Here is a 20033-nt window from a genome sequence, read left to right on the forward strand (position 1 = left end):
CCTAAGTACATAAGACGACACAGAGGACCCAGTGCACATTAAGGCGTTTCGAGTTGAGAACTTTCGCCGCCTCAAGAAGGTCCGCGTTGACCTCGACAAGGAGACGACGATATTTGTTGGGGCCAACAACAGTGGAAAGACGTCGGCTACGCATGTTTTCCAACGCTTCCTGGTCCCCAAAGTCCGATTTCAGATCTACGACTTCACAGCTGACTGCTGGGAAAAATTCAACAGGTTCGATCCTGCTACTGGCAATGCAGAGACGGATCTTCCGAAGATCTGCTTCGACCTCTGGTTCGAGGTCGATGATAACAATGTGCATCGCGTGGTCGATCTACTGCCAGGACTTGACTGGGACGGGGAGCCTGTAGGCGTCCGTATGATCTACGCACCAAGAAACCCTTCCTCTTTGGTGGCCAACTACCAAGAGGCCTACAAAGGCAGGAAACTGAACACCGAGAAGCCGGGCGCTGCTTACAATCCCTGGCCCCAAAATCTTACCGATTATCTCAGCAAGCGCCTGACGAACGAATACGAGATCCAATACTACAAACTTGACGCCCGGAAGTGCGATGAGGATCTCGTCCCGGAATCCGGATACGAGCCGTTCCCCCTGGGGCCAAATGGCAGTGCCATTGTGGCCTCGCTCATCAGAGTTGACTTTCTAAACGCCCAACGCCACCTCACGGATTCGGAGTCACACGGCCGCGCAGAAGACCTATCGCGTAGGCTCAGTAGATACTATCAGCGCAACCTGCCGAGCTTTGAGGCAGATATCGATGCGCTAAGTGCGATCGCCGACTCCGAGGCCGCCCTAAATGAGCATTTTGCTCAGGCGTTCAATTCCATCCTGGAGAAAATTGAGATTCTAGGCTATCCCGGCTCTGCTAATCCAGGCATCATGCTCAAAGCCTCGCTCAATGTGCAGAGCCTTCTTAGTACGAGCGCCCGCGTCCACTATGCGCTTCCCGTTGGGGATAACGACCATCTCTCAGCGTCACTGTCGACCCTGCCAGACCAGTACAACGGCCTTGGCTTCAAGAATCTGATCTACATGGGTGTTGAGATCCTGGACTTTCATAATGCATGGGAGGATGTTGACGGCCAGCGCCCGCCAGTGCACCTCGTCATGATTGAGGAGCCAGAAGCCCATCTCCACGCCCAGCTGCAGCAAGTATTCATTCGCAAGGTATTCGACCTGCTCCCTGACGCCAAACCCGGGTTTCAAACGCAGATGGTGGTCACCACACATTCCTCGCACATCCTGTACGAAAGTAGCTTTCAGCCGATCCGCTACTTCTGCAGGAACAAGGGGATCAACTCACCATATTTTAGCGACGTCAAGAACCTCTCAGTGTTTTACCAGGGAGAGGAAGACGCGACACGTAAATTCCTCCAGCAATATCTGAAGCTCACACACTGTGACCTGTTCTTCGCTGACGGCGCCCTCCTCGTCGAAGGGAACGTCGAACGCCTACTGCTCCCGCTCATCATCGAACGGAACATTCCCAGGCTGAAAGAATGCCATCTGACGATCCTAGAAGTTGGCGGGGCATTTGCTCACAAGTTCCACGAGCTACTCGAATTCCTGGAGATCACGACCCTCGTCATTACCGATCTAGATAGCATCCAACCTCCCCAAGCCGAGACTGCTGAAAATAAGCTCTCCGAGGCAGGCGAGGCGTGCATGACGACCGCGCCATCCGCCGTCACGTCTAACGAGACGCTCAAGCACTGGTTCCCGCTGCTCACCTCAATCGATGACCTGCTTGATCTTCCCGACCCCGAAAAGGTTGTTAAATACAAGGGCGAGGATGGCGAAGACTACGGGAACATCCGAGTCGCCTACCAGACCCGTCGCCCAACCGCTTGGAAAGCTGACATAGCCGAGTTGGCCGGCCGAACCCTTGAAGAAGCCTTCGCTCTCGAGAACCTGAGCTGGACCCAAGAGCGGCAGAGGGACGCCATCAGTCTCTACATTCGAGGGGCAGACCAGAAGACACTCCACGAACTGCATCAAGCGATCTTCAAGCGGGTTCGAAACCTCGACAAGACCAGGTTCGCGCTGGGTCTCATCGCAGAGCAGGATGCGGGATGGAAAGCACCCCAGTACATCATCGACGGACTGGTTTGGCTGCGTGATCAATTGCTTCCTCCACCCAGGACCTCTACCGACTCCTTGCCAGAAAATAAGGCAGGCAAATGAATTTGCGAATCTCCGCGCCGAACACCCTCGCCGATATCGAACTGCACGATCTACTGGACGCCGAGCAGCTCAACGGCTTTGTCATGGTAGCCGGCGCCGGTTCGGGCAAGACAACTTCGCTAGTCAAAGCGCTAGATTATGTGGCAAGCAAGCATGGTTCCCGCTTGAAGGCTCGCACACAGCAAATCGCCTGTATCACCTACACTGACATAGCCGCCAAGGAGATCCACAACGATGTTGGCAACAGCCCGCTCATCTGGGTTTCCACCATTCATAGCTTCATGTGGTCCTTGGCGAAACCCTTCCAGCGGGATATTGCCAAGTGGGTCCTCCATCGTATCGAGTCCAAAATCCTGGAGATAACTGAAAAGCAGGCCAGTTACTCGTCTCGGACACGAGAGGCAACAATCGCGAAGGACGACTCCGATCTCACGAAGCTCCGTGCCCAGATTGGACGCCTCCAAGAAGTCAAGCACTACACATATGGAACCGGAAGCGATTATGCAAATGGAGTCCTTGGCCATGAGGACATCATCACTATGGTTCCGGAGCTGATTCTCGCCAGTAATCTCCTCGCGCGCGTCGTCGCCAGCAAACATCCGTATATCTTCGTCGACGAGAGTCAGGACACATTCCCTAATGTGGTCGAGGCGCTGAAGCATGTCAGCGCCAAGGCGCAAGGCGCCGTTTGCCTTGGCTTCTTTGGGGACCCGATGCAGCAGATCTATCAGCGCGGCACGGGGGAGATTTTGCCCGAGTCAGCATGGAAGCGGATTGATAAGCCGGAAAACTTTCGCAGTTCGAACAAGGTACTCGGTGTGATCAACCAAGTTCGCTCAAAGGCCGACGGCTTGGTCCAAGTGCCCGGCCGACCCATGGACGAGCGAGTGGAGGGCGAATGCTTTTTCTTCGTCCTTCCGGCCGACGATCAACGAAGCGGGCGCCTCGAGCACGTACGTGTCTGGCTGGAGCGGCACAGCAACGCCGGTAGTTGGTCCGCGGACTCAGCCGACGACGGACAAGGTGCCAAGATCCTCATGATCGTGCATCGAATGGTCGCCAAGCGCATGGGCTTCGAGCATCTCTATGCTGCATTCCATGACAGTAATTCGACTAGCCTGAAGCAGGCATTCGAGGAGGGAAGTGCCTGGCCGCTTCGACCGTTCGAAGACACCATCATTCCTCTCTGTGAAGCCGAGACTGTTGACTCGCCATCTGTGATTGCCGTCCTCCGTGAGCGCAGTGGCATGCTTTCTGGGGACCTTTCTGGCAGAGCTGTGAGATCGAGGTTGGCTGATGCGCGCGACGCTGTCGCAAAACTCCGCGACACCGTGGAAGCCGGCGGCCCCAACTCTGTAGGAACTGCTGTAAGGCTAGCCGTCGAGGCGGGTCTCATCACTGCAGATCCTAGGCTTTTCGCCTATTTGGAACCAGGTGGCCAGCATGCGAACATCGTGCTGGCTGCAGAGACTGTGAAGGCTCTCGACTACTTCATGGCCTGTGACGTTGGTGAGCTAACCGCCTACTTCAAGTACCTTGGGCAACAGTCGCCTTATTCTACGCAACATGGCACCAAGGGCGCGGAGTTCCGCAAGGTCATGGTGGTACTAGATGACGAAGAAGGTAATTACAACCTCTACTCCTACGACAAGCTACTCGGGATCAGGGGACTTTCGGACACTGACAAGAAGAATGTAGCTGCTGGTAAGGATTCGGTCCTGGAACGGACTCGGCGGCTCCTCTATGTGTGCGTGTCACGCGCGGTCGAGTCCCTGGCAGTCGTCGTGTTCGCTGGTGACGTAGCTGCGGCCAAGTTGGCGATCGAGGAGTCAGGGCTCACGCTTGGCGGGAAGGTTCTTACCGATTCCGACATTGCCGATTCCGACATTGCGAGGTAATCAGCAGAGCCCAACCGGCTGTCCGTTGAGCTGGTTGCACCTGATACGGCTGGCGCGAGCCCTGACTCTGTCAGCTCAGCTCAGCTCCAGCACCTTCCGCCCGCAGCGCAGGAACACCCGGCGCTGCGCGCTCGCCCGCGTCAGGTCGTGGGTGCCGAGGATCACCAGCAGGCGCTCGTCGGTGTCGGCGCGGGAGAGCGGTACCGTCCGCCGGTCGCCGTCGGGGCTCTCGATCACCAGGCGCAGGCCGCCCGCCTCGGCGACGCGGCGGACCTGGTTGAGGCTCGGGAGTTCGCCGCTGACCTTCACCAGGAGTTCGCCGAGGGTTGCCGCGCCGTGCCGGGCCGCGTCCACGGCGGGCAGCGGGCCGGCGTCGGAGAAGCGGCGCTGGGAGAAGCGGGCCCGGAAGGCGTCGCGGGCGGCGAGTGCCGCCGGGACGCCGTGCACGGTGGCGGTGACGGCGGCGGCCAGCAGGGTCTTCACCGCCATCGGGTGGCGGCGGCCGTCGGTGGCCTGGGCGAGCAGCAACTCGACTTCCTCGTCCACGAGTTCGGTGAGCAGCCGGAGGTAGTCCGGCAGCAGCCGGTCCGCGCAGGCCATCAGGCGGCCGAACATCTCCCCGGCGGGGAAGGCGAGTCCGACGTAGTTGTTCTTCGACTTGCTCATCTTGGCGCCGGTGCCGTCGGTGCCCTCGATCAGTCCGGTCGCCAGCACCACCTCCGGCTGCTGACCGGCCGAGGTCTGCACCCGGCGGCACATCTGGAGGTTCAACAGCTGGTCCAGGCCGCCGAGTTCGATGTCGGCGACGAGTTCCACCGAGTCCAGCGCCATCACCACGGAGTACACCAGCTCGGCCAGCGTCAGCCCGCTGCCCTCGGCGAGCCTGGTCCGGAAGTCCTCCCGCTGCAACGCCGCCGAGGCGGGCAGACGGGACAGCACCGAGAGGAAGTCCGGCAGCGTCAGCGGCCCCAACCACTCGCTGTTGAACCGGAATTCGGCCTGCTCGAAATCGAAGAACGGACCGACCTGCTGACGGTAGGTCGCGACATTGCGCGTCACGTCCTCGGCGGTCAGCGGCGGCCGCTCCGCACTCCGGCCGGACGGGTCGCCGATCCGGGCCGTGATGTCCCCCACCAGGAACACCACCCGGTGCCCCATCCGCTGCAACCGGCTGGCCAGGATCATCGGCACCGCGTGCCCGAGATGCACCTCCGCGCCGGTCGGGTCGATGCCGTACTTCACCGTCAACATCCGCCCCTGACCGAGCAGTTCGGCCAACTGCTGCGCCCCCGGCAGCACCGCCGCCGCCCGCGCGCCCAGCAGCGCGGCCTGCCGCTGCGGCTCCAGCTGCGAGAGGTCCGCCCGCTGCCGCTCCGCCAACACCTCCAGCAGCTGCCCGAGCGCCGGGCCCTCCCTCAACTCCTCTGCCTTCTCGATCAGTTCACTCATCAGCGCAACGCTGCGGTCGAATGCGGTGGCGGCCATGGCCATCCTCTCGGGGTACAGGAACAACAGACGGACACACCCGCCCCGCACACACGGCACCACCAAACGACGACCGCGAAAGCACCCGCACCCACGCACAAGCGCACACACGCGCACACGCGCACACGCGCACACGCAGGCAGCCGGGCAGGCATTCGCTACAGGTCGTCCAAGAAATCCGGAGGCCCGGCCGCCGTCACTTCAGGCAGGCCGGAGGGCGGTGGGGACCGCCTCTAATATCGCTTCACCACGCGAAACCTCCGGGAACAGGAAGCGGCAGCAGCCCCTCGGCTCCACCGCAGCCCCCATCCTGCCCTATCCGCACCCCCGCCCGCACCTCCTTTTTCCCTGGTCACCCGCCGCCTCCGGATCACCACCCCCACGGAATGCCCCGCCGGAGGCCGTCTCCCGCCCGCCGCGCGTCGTGTCTTGGCAGGCTCCCGGACCCCTGCCATCGTGGGCGCATCATCTGCTTGTCGGTTCGTCACCGAAGGATGGATGCCCATGACTGCACCGGTGCTGACGGTGGACCAGGTGGTCGACCGGATGACGGAGATCTCGGCAGAACTGCCCGCCGCGGACGGGGTCGCGGTGTTCAACGCGATGTACCTGACCGTGACCCGCCTGGTCCGTGACCGTCTCGCTGTCGCGTACTTCGACGACCCGTCCACCATGGCGGAGCTCGACGCCGTGTTCGCCGCCCGCTACCTGGCCGCGGTCGATGACGACCGGGCGGGGCGGCGGCCGGCGGCCTGCTGGCGGCCGTTGTTCGAGCTGCGCGCGGCGCCGAACGTTCACCCGCTGCAGTTCGCGCTGGCCGGGATGAACGCCCACATCGAGAACGACCTGCCGCTCGCCGTCCTCGACACCTGCCGAACGACCGGGCACCGGCCGGAGCAGCTGCACGCCGACTACCTGCGGATCAACACCCTGCTCGCCGAGGTGGAGGCCCAGGTCCGCGCCACGCTGCTGCCGCTCCCGGCCGGTGACCCGCTGCTGCACGTCCTCGGCGTGTGGAGCATCGACCAGGCCCGCGACGCCGCCTGGGCGTCCGTGCTGGCGCTCTGGGAGCTGCACCGGCTGCCGCCCGCGTACCGGCTGGTCGCCGACGCGCTGTCGGGGTCGGTCGGCATGGTCGGCCGGGCGCTGCTCACCCCGCTGTCGCCCAACTGACGCTCCCACGACTGACGCTCCCACGGCTGAATCTCCCACGACTGAGTCTCCCCCGACGCGAAAACCGGGCGGACCCCCGTAAAAGGGAGCCCGCCCGGAAGCGGCGGAGTGTCAGGCCCAGCTGGAGTGCAGCGGCTTGCCCTCGGCGTAGCCCGCAGCGCTCTGCACGCCGACGATCGCGTTCCGGTGGAACTCCTCGAGGTCGGCCGCGCCGGCGTAGGTGCAGGAGGAGCGGACGCCGGACACGATCGCGTCGATGAGGTCCTCGACGCCGGGGCGGGTGGGGTCGATGAACATCCGGGAGTGCGAGATGCCCTCCTCGAAGAGCGCCTTGCGGGCGCGGTCGTAGGCGGAGTCGTCGGCGGTGCGGTTGCGCACGGCGCGGGCCGAGGCCATGCCGAAGCTCTCCTTGTACTGGCGGCCGTCGGGGGTGGTCTGCAGGTCGCCGGGGGACTCCATGGTGCCCGCGAACCAGGAGCCGATCATCACATTGGACGCGCCGGCGGCCAGCGCCATCGCCACGTCGCGCGGGTGCCGGACGCCGCCGTCTGCCCAGACGTGCTTGCCGAGCCGGCGCGCCTCCTCGGCGCACTCCAGGACGGCGGAGAACTGCGGCCGGCCGACGCCGGTCATCATCCGGGTGGTGCACATCGCGCCGGGGCCGACACCGACCTTGAGGATGTCCGCGCCGGCCTCGACCAGGTCGCGCACGCCGGCCGCGGAGACCACGTTGCCGGCCACGATCGGGACCTGCGGGTCGAGTGCCCGCACGGCGCGCAGCGCGCTGATCATCGATTCCTGGTGCCCGTGCGCGGTGTCCACCACCAGCACGTCGGCGCCGGCTTCCAGCAGGGCCTTGGCGCGGCCGGCGACGTCGCCGTTGATGCCGACGGTGGCGGCGATCCGCAGGCGGCCGGAGGCGTCCACGGCGGGGGTGTAGAGGGTGGCGCGCAGCGCGTTCTTGCGGGTGAGTATGCCGACCAGGGTGCCGTCGGGGGCGACCACGGGGGCGAGCTTGCGGTGCGCCTCGTTGAGGTGGTCGAAGGCGGCACGCGGGTCGATGTCCCGGTCGAGCAGCAGCAGGTCGCGGGACATCACCTCGGACAGGCTGGTGAACCGGTCCACGCCCTGGCAGTCGCCCTCGGTGACCACGCCGACGGGCCGGCCGCCCTCGACCACGACCACCGCGCCGTGCGCGCGCTTGGGCATCAGCGCCAGGGCGTCGGCGACGGTGTCGCCGGGGGCGAGGGCGAGCGCGGTGTCGTGCACCAGGTGACGCTGCTTGACCCAGCCGATCACCTCGGCGACGACCTCGATCGGGACGTCCTGCGGGATGGCGACCAGTCCGCCGCGGCGGGCGACGGTCTCGGCCATCCGGCGTCCGGCGATCGCGGTCATGTTGGCGACCACCAGCGGGATGGTGGTGCCGGTGCCGTCGTGGGAGGAGAGGTCGACACCCTGCCGGGAGCCCACGGCGGAACGGCTGGGGACCATGAAGACGTCGTCGTACGTCAAGTCGTACGCGGGCTTGAGGTCATTCAGGAAGCGCATGAAGGGGCTCTCTGGCTGGGGAGGAACGTTTCAGCAGGGGCGCGATGGAGCTGTGCCGTCAAACGCACCGGGCGCGCCGCACCCAGCGTTCAATCCTCACTGATTCCCCGGTCGGGGGCCAGCTCACACGGGAATCCTGAAGATCGGCACAAGCGGACGGCCACCGTTCCACAAGCGGCTTGGAGGAAGCTACAAGAGCGTGGCGGCGAGCCGGCGGCCCTCCGCCAGGAAAGCCGTGGTCGCCGACAGATCGCCCAGGTCGGCGAGGGTGCGGGCGGCACCGAACGGGGCGTTCCAGAACGCGCCGCTGCGGGGCGTCGGCAGGCCGACGTACGCGTACGGCTCGGCCAGGAAATCGTCTCCGGGCGAGAGGCCGTAGTTCACCTCGTCCACCGTCACCGCCAGATCGAAGTGCTCCGGCCACAACACCGGGTCGGCCTGCGCGAACAGCGCCCGCAACGCGGCGTCGCCGTGCGCGAAGCAGGCGGCGACGGCCTCCGCACCCGCCGCGTCCAACTCCAGCCGCTGGTCGAGGGCCACCCCCGAGCCGTCCCGGTACAGGCCCTCCGGACGGCCCGGCACAATCCCGACGGCCGCCCCGAGCTCCGCGCAGCTCCGCCCGGGAATGTCCAACGCCCGCCCGGCACTGAGCAGTTGAGCACCACTGACCCGCAACCTGGGCTCGAACCGGGTGGCGAACCCGCCCGGATAGGCACGCAGGCGCACCGTCCCCGCGGCCCGGTACTGCGGGCCGGCCAGCAGGTGCTCGGCCACCGCGTGCAGTGCGGTGCGGGCCTCGGCGAACCGCTGCGCGTCCATACCGCCATCCTCGCGCTCGAGCCCGACCGGGGCCAGGGGCGACGACGGCAGGCGCTGCCGGCCCCGGTGGCGACGGCGGCAGGTGCCGCTCAGGCTCCCAGATAGCGCAGGACGGCCAGGACGCGGCGGCTGTAACCGGCGGTGCGGGGGAGGTCGAGCTTGTCGAAGAGGGCGTTCAGGTGCTTCTCGACGGCGCTCAGCGAGAGATGCAGGCGGGCGGCGATCGCGGTGTTGGTGTGGCCCTCGGCGAGGGCCTCCAGAACGGTGCGTTCACGGGGGGTGAGGCGGGCCAGGGGGTCGGCGTGTTCGGTGCGGACCACCAGGCGGCGCACCACCTCGGGGTCGATCACCGTGCCGCCCGAGCCGACCCGGGTGAGGGCGTCGAGGAACTCGTCCACCTCGGCCACCCGGTCCTTGAGCAGGTAGCCGACCCGTTCCGCGCCGGACGCCAACAGCTGGGCGGCGTAACCGCGTTCGATGTGCTGGGAGAGCACCAGCACACCGACCTCGGGCCGGCTCTCGCGGATCCGCACCGCGGCCCGCACCCCTTCGTCGGTGTGGGTGGGCGGCATCCGGATGTCGACCACCACGACGTCCGGCGGGTCCGCGTCCACCGCGGCGAGCAGGGCCTCGGCGTCGCCGACGGCGGCCAGCACCCGGTGGCCCTCCTCGGCGAGCAGGCGGACCAGGCCCTCCCGCAGCAGGGTCGAATCCTCGGCGACGATCACCCGCATGACAGCTCCGCAGTGACGACGGTGGGGCCCCCGGCGGGGCTGTGGACGGACAGGGTCCCGTCGAGCGCGGCGAGCCGGCCGCGCAGCCCCGACAGGCCGCCGCCCGCCGGGTCCGCGCCGCCCCGCCCGTCGTCCTCGACCCGGACGGTGAGCCGCGCACCGTCCCGCTCGACCAGAACCTCGACGGTGTCGGCGGCGGAGTGCTTGGCGGCGTTGGTGACGCACTCGCTGACCACGAAGTACGCGGCGGTGAGCACCGGTTGGGGCAGCGCGCCGGCCGCCCGGCAGTGCACCCGCAACGGGATCGGGCAGCGCTCGGCGAGGCCGGCCAGCGCCTCGTCCAGGCCGAGGCTGTCCAGCGCGGACGGGTAGACCCGCCAGGCGACCTCGCGCAGTTCGGTGAGCACCTCGGCGGCCTCCCGGTGCGCCTGGCGCAGCAGTTCGTCGGTGCGCTGCGGGTCGGCTCCGCGCCGGGCCCGGCCGAGCAGCAGCCGCAGCGCGACCAGCCGCTGCTGGACGCCGTCGTGCAGGTCGCGTTCGATCCTGCGGCGCTCGGCGTCCACGGCGTGCAGCACGGCGGCCCGACTGTCGGCGAGTTCGGCGATCCGGTGGCGCAGCAGCTCGGCCTCGGACGGGCCGAAGCAGTCCCGGGCCAGCCGGGCGTCCAGGTCGGCCAGCGAGGCCAGGCCCTGAACGGAGAGGAACAGCAGGACGCCACCGAGCAACACCTGGCCCAGCAGGTCGGCCACGCTCAGGGTGCCGCGCAGCGCGCCCGCCGCGAGCAGCACCACCAGGACGGCGCCGAACCCGATCAGCCCGAGCACCAGCCCCGCGACCAGCCCGGCACCGGTGCGACGGGCCAGGTACCGCAGCAGCTCGCGGTCGCCGGCCCGGTAGTGAGCGGGGAACCGGTCGCCGAACCAGACGGCCCGGCGAGCCCGTTCGACGGCCGCCAGCCGGGCAGCCCCCGCCTGCAACGCGGCCCGCGCCCGCGGCCCGGTGCCCGGCCAGGGCAGCAGCGGACCCAGCAGCGCACCCGCCAGCACCAGGTACAACGCGGCGGGCGGCGCGGTCAGCGCACCCAGCAGCCCACCGAGAGCGCGGCGCGGCCAGGGCGGCGCGGTGGTGTCCCCCGCCACGATCGGTCCCTCCCCCATGGACGAGAGCCTACTGTCCACCATGATCACCCCATCCCGACAGGCCCCCACGGGCCCCATGTCCCCGCCGACCGCCGCAGGCGTCAGCGGGCCCGGCGGTGGCGGGCGTCGCGGCCGCGCAGGCGCAGGCCCAGGTAGCCGGCTGTCGCGATCAGGGCGAGCACCAGCACGACCTTGGAGAAGATGCCGACGTAGCCCTCGACCACGTCCCAGCGGTCGCCGAGCAGGTAGCCGGCCAGGATCAGCACACTGTTCCAGGCGAGGCTGCCGATGGCGGTGAGAGCGGTGAAGCGGGCCAGGGCCATCCGTTCGACACCGGCGGGCACCGAGATCAGGCTGCGGAAGATCGGGACCATCCGGCCGAACAGCACCGCCTTGGTGCCGTGCCGGGCGAACCAGGCCTCGGTGCGCTCCAGGTCGGAGACCTTGACCAGGGGCAGCCGGGCCCAGATGGCGTGCATCCGGTCACGGCCGAAGACCGCGCCCAGCAGGTACAGGGCGAGCGCGCCGGCCACCGAACCGGCCGTGGTCCAGCCGAGGGCGGACAGCAGGCTGAGGGTGCCGCGACCGGCCGCGAAGCCGGTGAGCGGGAGGATCACCTCGCTGGGCAGTGGCGGGAACAGGTTCTCCAGGGCGATGGCGAGTCCGGCGCCGGGCCCGCCGAGCGTGTCGACCAGACCGGCCGCCCAGCCCGCGACGCCCTCGGTGGGTGCCTGCTCGGTCGCCGGGGAAGCGGTCGCCAGGGAGGCGGTCGCCAAGGAGGCGGTCGCCAGGGAAATGAGCTGCATGGCCGGGTTCTCCTCAGGGGCGAGTGGGTCCACGGGCCGTTCGCCCGGGATCGCCACTCATCCTGGAATCCGCAGCTCAGCGGCGGTACGCGGTTTCCCACCCACTCCGGTTACGGGTTTCCGCACCCGGAAACCCCCGAAATGCCCCGGACATGCCGCGGCCCCCTGCGGAACGAATCCACAGGGGGCCGAAGAGCAAAAGGGAGGCTGAATTAGTAGCCCCGCCAGTAGGCGCCGTAGCCACGGGCGGCGGCCATGTTGTCCATGCTGCCGTAGCGGGCGTCGCAGTAGCGCGAGCTGGCGATCAGGTTGTCAACGGGGTTCCGGATGTCGGTGTGGCCGGGCAGTGCGTAGGCACGGAAGGTCGGCTCGATCATCTGGGTCAGGCCGATCGAAGGGGTGCCCTTCTTGGCGTTGATGTCCCAGTTGTTGACGGCGTTCGGGTTGCCGGAGGACTCGGCGATCGCCGCGGCGTGCATCGCCTTCGCGGACGGGACGGGCTTGCCGGCGGCGGCCAGCACGTCGCGGGCCTCGGCGATCCAGCCGTCCAGGTTGTTCGCGTAGGTCGGCTTGGCCGGCGCGGGGGCGGGCGCGGGCTCCGGCGCGGGGGCCGGGGCCGGGGCGGGAGCCGGAGCCGGGGCGGGCTCGGGCTGCGGCGCGGGGGCGGGCTCGGGCTGCGGCTGCGCGGCCGGCTGCTGGTCCTGCGGCTGAGCGGCCGGCTGCTGGTCCTGCGGCTGAGCGGCCGGCTGCTGCTGATCCTGCGGCTGCGGCTGCGCGGCCGGCTGCTGCTGCTCGGCGGGCTGCTGCTGCGGCTGCTGGTCCTGCGGCTGCTGCTGGGCGTTCTGGCCGTCGGTGGCGACCGCGGCGGTCTCGGCGCGGGCGGGCGACGGGTCGGCGAACGCCTGGGTCGCGGGCAGCAGGGCGCCGACGGCGATGGCGCCGGCCAGGCCAACGCCGAGGAAGGCGTCGGGCATCCGGTGGTGGCCCATCCGGATCTGGCGGATCTGCGGGAGTCGGCCCAGGTTGTTCTTGATGCGTCGCATGTCGAGTACCTCCGAGAGTCGTGTTCCAGGTCACGCCGCACCCGGTTCGGACAAGGGGGGACCTCCGCAGCACTGCGGGGTTCCTCGGCCCGGGACGGCCGGCCCGGCGGCTCGTGCTCACCGGGGACGCTGCGCCGCGTGGATCGCGGTCTGCTGCGCCATGAAGCCCCGTGAGCGTCGGATCGGCTCGGGGCACAACCACGACCTTGCCCGAGCGCCCAACCCGGCGGCAAACAGGCCGAAATGGGACATCCCTGGCCTGCCGACCGGCCTGCTTCCCTTGTGCGCCAAGGGAATTGGCGCCCTGTCGAGGCCGGTTTTCCCAGCTTCCTATGAGGAGCCTCACAGGCGGCTCCCAGGAAGCGCCAACCCCGCCCCGCGCCACGGAATTTGGGCCGGAGCCCAGTCGCGCCAAGGGCTCCGCGCCACCGCTGGGCCACCCCTCACCCGCCCGGACCGGCCGGCCCCTGTGACCCCGGCCACCGCCCGTCCGCTGTGACCCGGCTCTCGCCCCGCACACCCACCGCAGCCGCCTCGCCACCCGGCGCGCCCGGGCTGTGACGCGGGCCACCGACAGCCCCGCCCAACACCCGCGCCTGACTGTGGCCCAGACCACCCGACCCCACCGAACCCCCGCCGCCTGGCCGTGACCCAGACCACCCGACCCCACCGAACCCCCGCCGCCTGGCCGTGACCCAGACCACCCGACCCCACCGAACCCCCGCCGCCTGGCCGTGACCCAGACCACCCGACCCCACCGAACCCCCGCCGCCTGGCTGTGACGGGGGCCACCGCCGACCCCGGCGAACGACCGTTCGGGCATGCCTGGTTGACTGCGGCGGGAGGTCGAGTGGAGGCGTTGGTCGCGGCGTTCGCGCCGATCTGGGTGCTGACGGCGGTCGGCTGGCTGGCCGGACGGACCGGGCTGCTGGGCGCGGACGCCGAGGCGGTGCTCGGCCGGTTCGTGTTCCACGTGGCGATGCCGGCCGCGCTGTTCACCGTGGTCGCCCGCACCGATCTGGCGGGGTTCGCCAACACCTCGATGCTGGCGTTCGCCGCCGGAACGCTGGCCGCCTCGCTGCTCGGCCTGCTCGCGGGCCGCCGGCTGTTCGAGCGCACGCCCGCCGAGCGGACCGTGGCGGTGATGGCGGCGGGCTACGTGAACTCCGGCAACCTCGGCATCCCGGTGGCCGCGCAGGTGCTCGGCGACGCGTCCTTCGTCGCGCCGGTGCTGCTGTTCCAGGTGCTGCTGGTGACGCCCGTCATGCTGGCCCTGCTGGACTCCGCCACCGGATCCGCCGCCCACCTGGCCGAGCGGCTGCGGCGCCTGGCGCTGCTGCCGCTGCGCAACCCGGTGATCCTCGGTGCGGGGCTGGGCGCGGTGTTCTCGGCGGCCCACTGGCGGCTGCCGGGCCCGCTGGCGCACTCGGCGGAGCTGCTGGGCGGCGCGGCCGTCCCTGCGGCGCTGGTCACCCTCGGCCTGTCCCTGTACACCCCGCCCGGCGCGGCGGCGCAGCGCCCGGACCGCGCCGAGCTGGCCGTCACGGTGCTGCTGAAGACTGTCGGCCAGCCGCTGGCCGCGCTGGCGGTGGGCGCGCTGCTGCTGCACCTGTCGGGGCCACAGCTGCTGGCGGTGGTGCTGCTGTCGGCGCTGCCGACCGCGCAGAACGTGTACGTGTACGCGCGGCTGTACGGGGCGGCGCCGGTGCTGGCGCGTTCCTCTGTACTGGTGTCCACGGTGCTGTCGATGTTCACGCTGTCGGGCATCGCCTGGGCGCTGGGCGGGCGTTGAGGTTCGGCCGGCTGTGCGGCAGGTCACAGGCTTCGCCCCGGCCGGGCCCGCTCACGTAGAGTTCGCCGGTACCCATGGGGAGATTGAGGAAGCATCCGCAGTGACGAACGCGCAGACCGAGCCGGGCAGCACCCCGGTCGAGGACGACATCGACTACGGCAAGGGCATCGACCCTGAGCGCCTTGAGCTGTGCCTGAGCGTGATCGCCGAGCTGGACGAGATCCACGTGGACCACCCGGACGCGATCCGGGTCCGGATGGCCGTCGGCGGGATCTTCCGCACCCTGAAGCAGCGCCGCCGCCAGGAGACCCGGGCCCGCAAGACCGCCAACGACCGTGCGGTGACGTCCAGGACCGCGACCGGCGCGCCCGGCCGGATCGACGACGAGACGGCGGGCGTGTTCGGTCTGAGCACCGAGACCACCACCGAGCTGGCGGGCATCCTGGAGCGGGCCCGCTCCTGCTACATGTGCAAGCAGCGGTACACCGAGGTGGACGCCTTCTACCACCAGCTGTGCCGCAACTGCGCCGCCCTCAGCCGGCAGCGGCGGACGGCGCGCGCCGACCTGACCGGCAAGCGCGCGCTGCTCACCGGCGGCCGCGCCAAGATCGGCATGTACATCGCGCTGTGCCTGCTGCGCGACGGCGCGCACACCACCATCACCACCCGCTTCCCGAACGACGCGATCCGCCGCTTCTCGGCGATGCCGGACAGCGCCGAGTGGATCCACCGCCTGAAGGTGATCGGCATCGACCTGCGCGACCCGGCGCAGGTGATGGCGCTGGCCGACGAGGTCGCCGCGGACGGCCCGCTGGACATCCTGATCAACAACGCCGCGCAGACCGTGCGCCGCTCCCCCGCCGCGTACCGGGAGCTGATCGCCGCCGAGTCGGCGCCGCTGCCCGCCGGTGCGCTGCCCGCTTCCACGGTGATCGGCCGGTACGGTTCGGGCGCGGTGGACGTGCCGGCGCTGCCCGGGCAGAGCCGCACCGAGCAGCCCGCGGTGAGCGCCGAGGAGGTCACCTCGCTGGCGCTGGTGACGGGTTCGGCCTCGCCGGAGCGGATCGCGGCGGGCACCGCGATCGACGCGGGCGGCCTGGTGCCGGACCTGGCGGACACCAACAGCTGGGTGCAGACCGTCTCCGAGGTCGGCCCGATCGAGCTGCTGGAGGTGCAACTGTGCAACTCCACCGCCCCGTTCATCCTGATCAGCCAGCTGCGCCCGGCGATGGCCGCGTCCAAGGCGCGCCGCAAGTACGTGGTGAACGTGTCCGCGATGGAGGGTGTGTTCGACCGCGGTTACAAGGGTGCCGGTCACCCGCACACCAACATGGCGAAGGCCGCGCTGAACATGCTGACCCGCACCAGCGCGCAGGAGATGTTCGAGACCGACGGCATCCTGATGACCGCGGTGGACACCGGCTGGATCACCGACGAGCGCCCGCACCCGGACAAGATGCGCCTGCACGAGGAGGGCTTCCACGCCCCGCTCGACCTGGTGGACGGCGCGGCCCGGGTGTACGACCCGATCGTCCGCGGCGAGCTGGGCGAGGACCTGTACGGTTGCTTCCTGAAGGACTACCAGAAGGGCAAGTGGTGACGGACGTTCAGCTCCCCGGCGTCGAACTCCCCCTCGGCCCGCACCCGTTGCCGCCGCTGGTGGGCGCGGGCGTGATCGTGCCGACCGGGGACGGGCGGGTGCTGATCGGGCGGCGCACCACGGCCGGCGAGCCGCCGACCTGGAGCCTGCCGGGCGGCAAGGTCGACCATCCCGGCGAGTCGTTCGAGCAGGCCGCGGCACGGGAGTTGGCCGAGGAGACCGGCATTGTGCTGCCCGCCGAGCAGATGCGGGTGCTGGCGGTGCTGCTCGACCACGAGCTGGGCCGCACCCGGGTGACAGCGGCGGTGCTGGCCCCGCCGAGCCTCGCGGAGGCGCTGGTCACCGAGCCGCACGCGTGCGCCGGTTGGGAGCGCTTCCCGGTGGACGCGCTCCCCGAGCCGATGTTCTACCCGTCCGCCCAGGTGCTGGCCGCCTGGCTGCCCAACCACCCGGCCCCGGGCGGCACTTGGCGCTACGCGGCGGCGGGCGGCGTCGCCGGGCACGGCGCCCGGTCATAAAAGACATGTCATCGGCCCCGGTAACGTGAGGACCTCCTGACCATGCGCCCCACGATCCGTATCGACGACTGGCTGAGGCTCCAGAAGAAGTCGGACGACCCCGCCGCCACGGTCTTCGTCTTCCACCACGCGGGCGGGTCGTCGGCCCCCTACCGCCCGATCACCGATCGGCTGCCGGCCGAGTGGGACGTGGTGTTCGTCGATCTCCCCGGCCGCGGTCACAACGGCCGGGCGAAGCCGCTGACCCGAATGGCCGAGGTGGTGGCGCAGTTGGTCCCCCGGGTGGTCTCGGTGACCGACGGCCCCCGGGTCTTCTTCGGCCACAGCATGGGTGCGGCGATCGCCCACGGTGTCGCCGCGGGAACGCCTGCCGGGCAGCGGCCGGTGTGGCTCGGCCTGTCGGGTGCCGGGCCGCGCCGCGCGAGCGCCGCCCCCGACCGTCCCGCCTCCCCGCACCTCGACCGTGGGCGGATCATCGGCCTGCTCCGGCAGCTCGGCGGTACGCCGGAGGCCGTGTTCGAGAACCGCGAGCTGCTGGAGTACGCGGTGACGCTGCTCCACGCCGACCTCCTCACGCTGGCCGACTGCACCGCCCCGGCCGCCCAACTCGCCTCCCCGATCAGCGTGTTCGGCGGTGCGGAGGACGCCACCGCCCCGGTGGCGGAGCTGCGCGGGTGGGAGGCGTTCACCGACGCTGCGCTGCGCCTGCACCGGTGGCCGGGCGGCCACTTCTACCTGTTCGACCACCCGGCGGCCCTGGCCGCCCGGATGGCCGAGGACATCGCCGACGCCCTGAACGGCCGCTCCGGTCCGGCTCCGGAGCAGGTCGCATCCACCCGGGTGTGAGCGAAACCGGACCGGCGCGGCAACCCTGAACCTGTCGCCCCGGCCACAGCGCACGGCGGACCGAGTGGAGCCCCGGCGGCCTCCGGGCCGGTGGGGGCTCTCCCAAGTCGAAGTCCACCCGGCCGAGATGGTGCGGGTACGTATGGTGTGCATGCGCATGGTACGGCTTTCCGAGCCCCGGCGCCGGGCCTCCCGAACGGCGGGGCCCGGGCTCGTTTCCCGCCCTCGGCCGATCCCATCTTGCCGCGCGGCGGCGACAGTTCGTCCACCGTCGCACCCAACCCGACCTGCGGCAAAGGCCGTTCACCGCTTCCCCCCGCCGCATCCGGAAGGGTCCCCGACCGGCCGCGCCACCATGATCGCCGGCCGGGGCGCGCATCGCGGCCAGGTACCGGTTCGCCGACAATGCGGGAAACACCGGGGTTTGGCAGGTGGTCCGAGGCGTGCGGTATGTGTATCGTCGCAATGCGCTATCAGGGACATACGCGGGCAGCAGCTGGGGGCGGGCAATGGCTGTGCAACTACCACCGGGACTCAACGCCGTAGTCGGCATGCTGGGCGTGCGTTTCCCAGGTGCCAATGAAGACGAACTCAACCGACTGGCGAACCAGTTGGAGAAGTTCGCCAGTGCTCTGGACTCCGCCCAGATGGCGGCCGACAAGGCGCTGACAATGCTTCACGAGGTATACAAGGGCGCCTCCGCCGACAAGCTGTCGGAACTGTGGAGCACCATCACCAAGTACTCGAAGGTCATCGTCGAGGCCTGCCAGACGATAGCCAAGGTGCTGCATGCGGCCGCCGTGGTGATCGAGGTGGCGAAGACCCAGTCGATCGTCCAACTCTTCTCCATCCAGGCGAGCTTGGCCGCGGCCTCCTCGACCGGGCCGTGGAGCACCGCGGCGATCCTGCGGCTCGGCCGCGAACTGATGAACCGGCTGCTGTCCGAGGCGGTCGCCCGGCTCGGCCAGACCCTGCTGCGCCCGATCGAGGACATGATCGTCAAGGCGGGGCAGCAGATCGTTCCGACCCCGGCCCACAACTCCAACGGCCAGGGCTTCAACATCGACCTGGCCCAGGTCGCCACCTGCGCGGCCGATCTGCGCCGCGGCGCGGACGACATCGAGTCGCACGGCCTGGACTTCAAGCGGATCGTCTCGGGCCTGAAGATGGGCGAGTCCGGCGACCCGTTCGGCCGGCTCGTGATCCAGGTCGCCGAGAAGATCCTGCAGACCATCGCCGAGGACGTGCTCAAGCGGATCCTCGCCTCGTTCCGGGACACCGCGGGCAAGATGGACAAGCTGGCGGGCAACCTCAGCGAGAACGAGGAGAGCAACCAGACCTCGCTGAACAGCATCGCCTCCCTGGTGGCGAACCCGCTCAGCCCCAACTCCGCGGTCGGCACCGGGATCAACTCGGTCGGCGGCTCGCGGATCGGCGGGGGCGGCGGCTCGTCCGACGCCGGGCTCGCCGCGTTCACCTCGCTGATGCCCAAGCTCGGCCCGGTCGGCAGCGGGAGCTCGCGCGGCGGCAGCGGCGGCAGCGGGCTCGACATGCTGGGCCTGAAGGGGCCGAACCTGGGCGCCATCGGCTCCGGCGGCCACGGTGGCGGTGCGGGCGGAGCGGGCGGCGGCGCGGGCGGTGCCGGCTCCCCGGGTTCGTCCGGGGGCGTGGCGGGCGGCTTCGCCACCCGGCTCAACATCCCCGGCGCCTCCGGCTCCAAGAACGGCAACATGCGCCTGGGCACCGGCCTGGACAACGGCCACGACGGCCCGTCCCACGTCAGCGGCAGCGGCTCGGGCGGCAGCGGCGGCACCGGCACCAGCACCGCCGGCCTGGCCGGCCGCCCGATGGCCGGCGGCATGATGGGCATGCCCATGGCCGGCGGCTACGGCCCGGTCGGCGGCGGCAGCGGCATTCGCGGCGCCCAGCGCCGCACCGGCCAGGTCAGCAGCGACAGCGCCGGCGGTGGCGGCGCGAACGGCGAGAACCCCGCCGACGGCGTCATCGCCGACCCGAGCGCGGCCGCTGCGGGCATGCACTCCTCCCTGCAACTCGGCCGCGTCGCCCCGGTCCGCAAGGAGCCCACCGAGGAACGCGCCGAGCGCGACGACCGCTACGACGACGACTTCGACGCCGACCTCTCCGACCTCCCGGACTTCACCGAGTTCAGCGACCCCGTCTAACCCCGCACCACCCCAAGGGCCCCGGCCCGGGCCACCGCCCGCGCCGGGGCCTTCGGCATGCCGCCAACGGCCGTTGACGCCCGGCCAGGCCCCACCGCCCCACGCCTCTCGCCCGCGCCACCCCCGCCCCAAGCGCCCCTCCACTTCCCACGCCCCCCGCACTCCCCCCGCGCCACCCCCACCCCAAGCACCCCTCCGCTTCCACTTCCCCACCCCTGGTGTTTCCTCCGTACCACTTCC

At 69.5% G+C, this 20033-nt stretch carries 15 protein-coding genes; 8 read left to right on the forward strand and 7 right to left on the reverse strand.

All coding sequences use genetic code 11. The annotated features are described in order from the left end of the window. Positions 1–31: 31 nt before the first annotated feature. Both ACFV18_RS21045 and ACFV18_RS21050 read left to right on the forward strand, forming a co-directional pair. Positions 32–2206: an ATP-dependent endonuclease gene (locus ACFV18_RS21045; protein WP_380485352.1), complete on the forward strand. Its 2175-nt coding sequence runs from the start codon at positions 32–34 to the stop codon at positions 2204–2206. Then, positions 2203–4104 carry a UvrD-helicase domain-containing protein gene (locus ACFV18_RS21050; RefSeq protein WP_380485353.1) on the forward strand — a complete coding sequence of 634 codons (1902 nt, stop codon included), beginning with the start codon at positions 2203–2205 and terminating at the stop codon, positions 4102–4104. The genes ACFV18_RS21045 and ACFV18_RS21050 overlap by 4 nt, the downstream gene beginning before the upstream one ends. A gap of 75 nt (positions 4105–4179) precedes the next feature. Here the strand turns inward: ACFV18_RS21050 and tyrS are convergent, their stop codons facing one another. Next, entirely contained in the window at positions 4180–5589 is a 1410-nt protein-coding gene (gene tyrS, locus ACFV18_RS21055; protein ID WP_380485355.1) for a tyrosine--tRNA ligase, read from the reverse strand. A gap of 504 nt (positions 5590–6093) precedes the next feature. Between tyrS and ACFV18_RS21060 the strand changes: the two genes are divergently transcribed. Then, positions 6094–6762, forward strand: a complete 669-nt coding sequence (locus ACFV18_RS21060) for a DUF5995 family protein (RefSeq protein WP_380485356.1) — start codon at positions 6094–6096, stop codon at positions 6760–6762. 111 nt (positions 6763–6873) lie between these two features. On the opposite strand, the gene ACFV18_RS21065 is transcribed toward ACFV18_RS21060, so the two are convergent. From ACFV18_RS21065 to ACFV18_RS21090, 6 genes are all read right to left on the reverse strand, one after another. Then, complete coding sequence (locus ACFV18_RS21065) at positions 6874–8313, reverse strand: GuaB1 family IMP dehydrogenase-related protein (protein WP_380485357.1); 1440 nt, start codon at positions 8311–8313, stop codon at positions 6874–6876. Positions 8314–8502: 189 nt separating this feature from the next. Further along, positions 8503–9132 (reverse strand): hypothetical protein, encoded by a 630-nt coding sequence (locus ACFV18_RS21070; protein ID WP_380485359.1) that lies wholly within the window; start codon positions 9130–9132, stop codon positions 8503–8505. A gap of 89 nt (positions 9133–9221) precedes the next feature. Then, a complete protein-coding gene (locus tag ACFV18_RS21075) occupies positions 9222–9866 on the reverse strand; it encodes a response regulator (RefSeq protein WP_380485361.1) in 645 nt (214 codons plus the stop codon). After that, on the reverse strand, positions 9857–11023 hold the full coding sequence (locus tag ACFV18_RS21080; protein ID WP_380485363.1) for a sensor histidine kinase: 1167 nt from the start codon (positions 11021–11023) through the stop codon (positions 9857–9859). Before ACFV18_RS21080 ends, ACFV18_RS21075 begins: the two co-directional genes overlap by 10 nt. Before the next feature lie 83 nt (positions 11024–11106). After that, complete coding sequence (locus ACFV18_RS21085) at positions 11107–11811, reverse strand: DedA family protein (RefSeq protein WP_380485365.1); 705 nt, start codon at positions 11809–11811, stop codon at positions 11107–11109. A 212-nt stretch (positions 11812–12023) separates the two neighbouring features. After that, positions 12024–12854 carry a transglycosylase SLT domain-containing protein gene (locus tag ACFV18_RS21090; RefSeq protein ID WP_380485367.1) on the reverse strand — a complete coding sequence of 277 codons (831 nt, stop codon included), beginning with the start codon at positions 12852–12854 and terminating at the stop codon, positions 12024–12026. An 850-nt stretch (positions 12855–13704) separates the two neighbouring features. Here ACFV18_RS21090 and ACFV18_RS21095 point away from each other — a divergent pair. The 5 genes from ACFV18_RS21095 (at position 13705) to ACFV18_RS21115 (ending at position 19793) form a co-directional block, all read left to right on the forward strand. Continuing rightward, positions 13705–14646: an AEC family transporter gene (locus tag ACFV18_RS21095; protein WP_380485369.1), complete on the forward strand. Its 942-nt coding sequence runs from the start codon at positions 13705–13707 to the stop codon at positions 14644–14646. Between the two features lie 100 nt (positions 14647–14746). Beyond that, positions 14747–16246, forward strand: a complete 1500-nt coding sequence (locus ACFV18_RS21100; RefSeq protein WP_380485371.1) for an SDR family NAD(P)-dependent oxidoreductase — start codon at positions 14747–14749, stop codon at positions 16244–16246. Beyond that, positions 16243–16764 carry an NUDIX hydrolase gene (locus tag ACFV18_RS21105; protein ID WP_380485373.1) on the forward strand — a complete coding sequence of 174 codons (522 nt, stop codon included), beginning with the start codon at positions 16243–16245 and terminating at the stop codon, positions 16762–16764. Before ACFV18_RS21100 ends, ACFV18_RS21105 begins: the two co-directional genes overlap by 4 nt. Before the next feature lie 42 nt (positions 16765–16806). Next, entirely contained in the window at positions 16807–17610 is an 804-nt protein-coding gene (locus ACFV18_RS21110) for a thioesterase II family protein (RefSeq protein WP_380485374.1), read from the forward strand. 671 nt (positions 17611–18281) lie between these two features. Then, the gene (locus ACFV18_RS21115; RefSeq protein WP_380485376.1) at positions 18282–19793 is read left to right on the forward strand and encodes a hypothetical protein; all 1512 of its coding nucleotides are present in this window, start codon (positions 18282–18284) and stop codon (positions 19791–19793) included. Positions 19794–20033 lie beyond the last annotated feature (240 nt).

This window comes from Kitasatospora sp. NPDC059673, from assembly GCF_042734215.1.
Lineage (GTDB): Bacteria > Actinomycetota > Actinomycetes > Streptomycetales > Streptomycetaceae > Kitasatospora.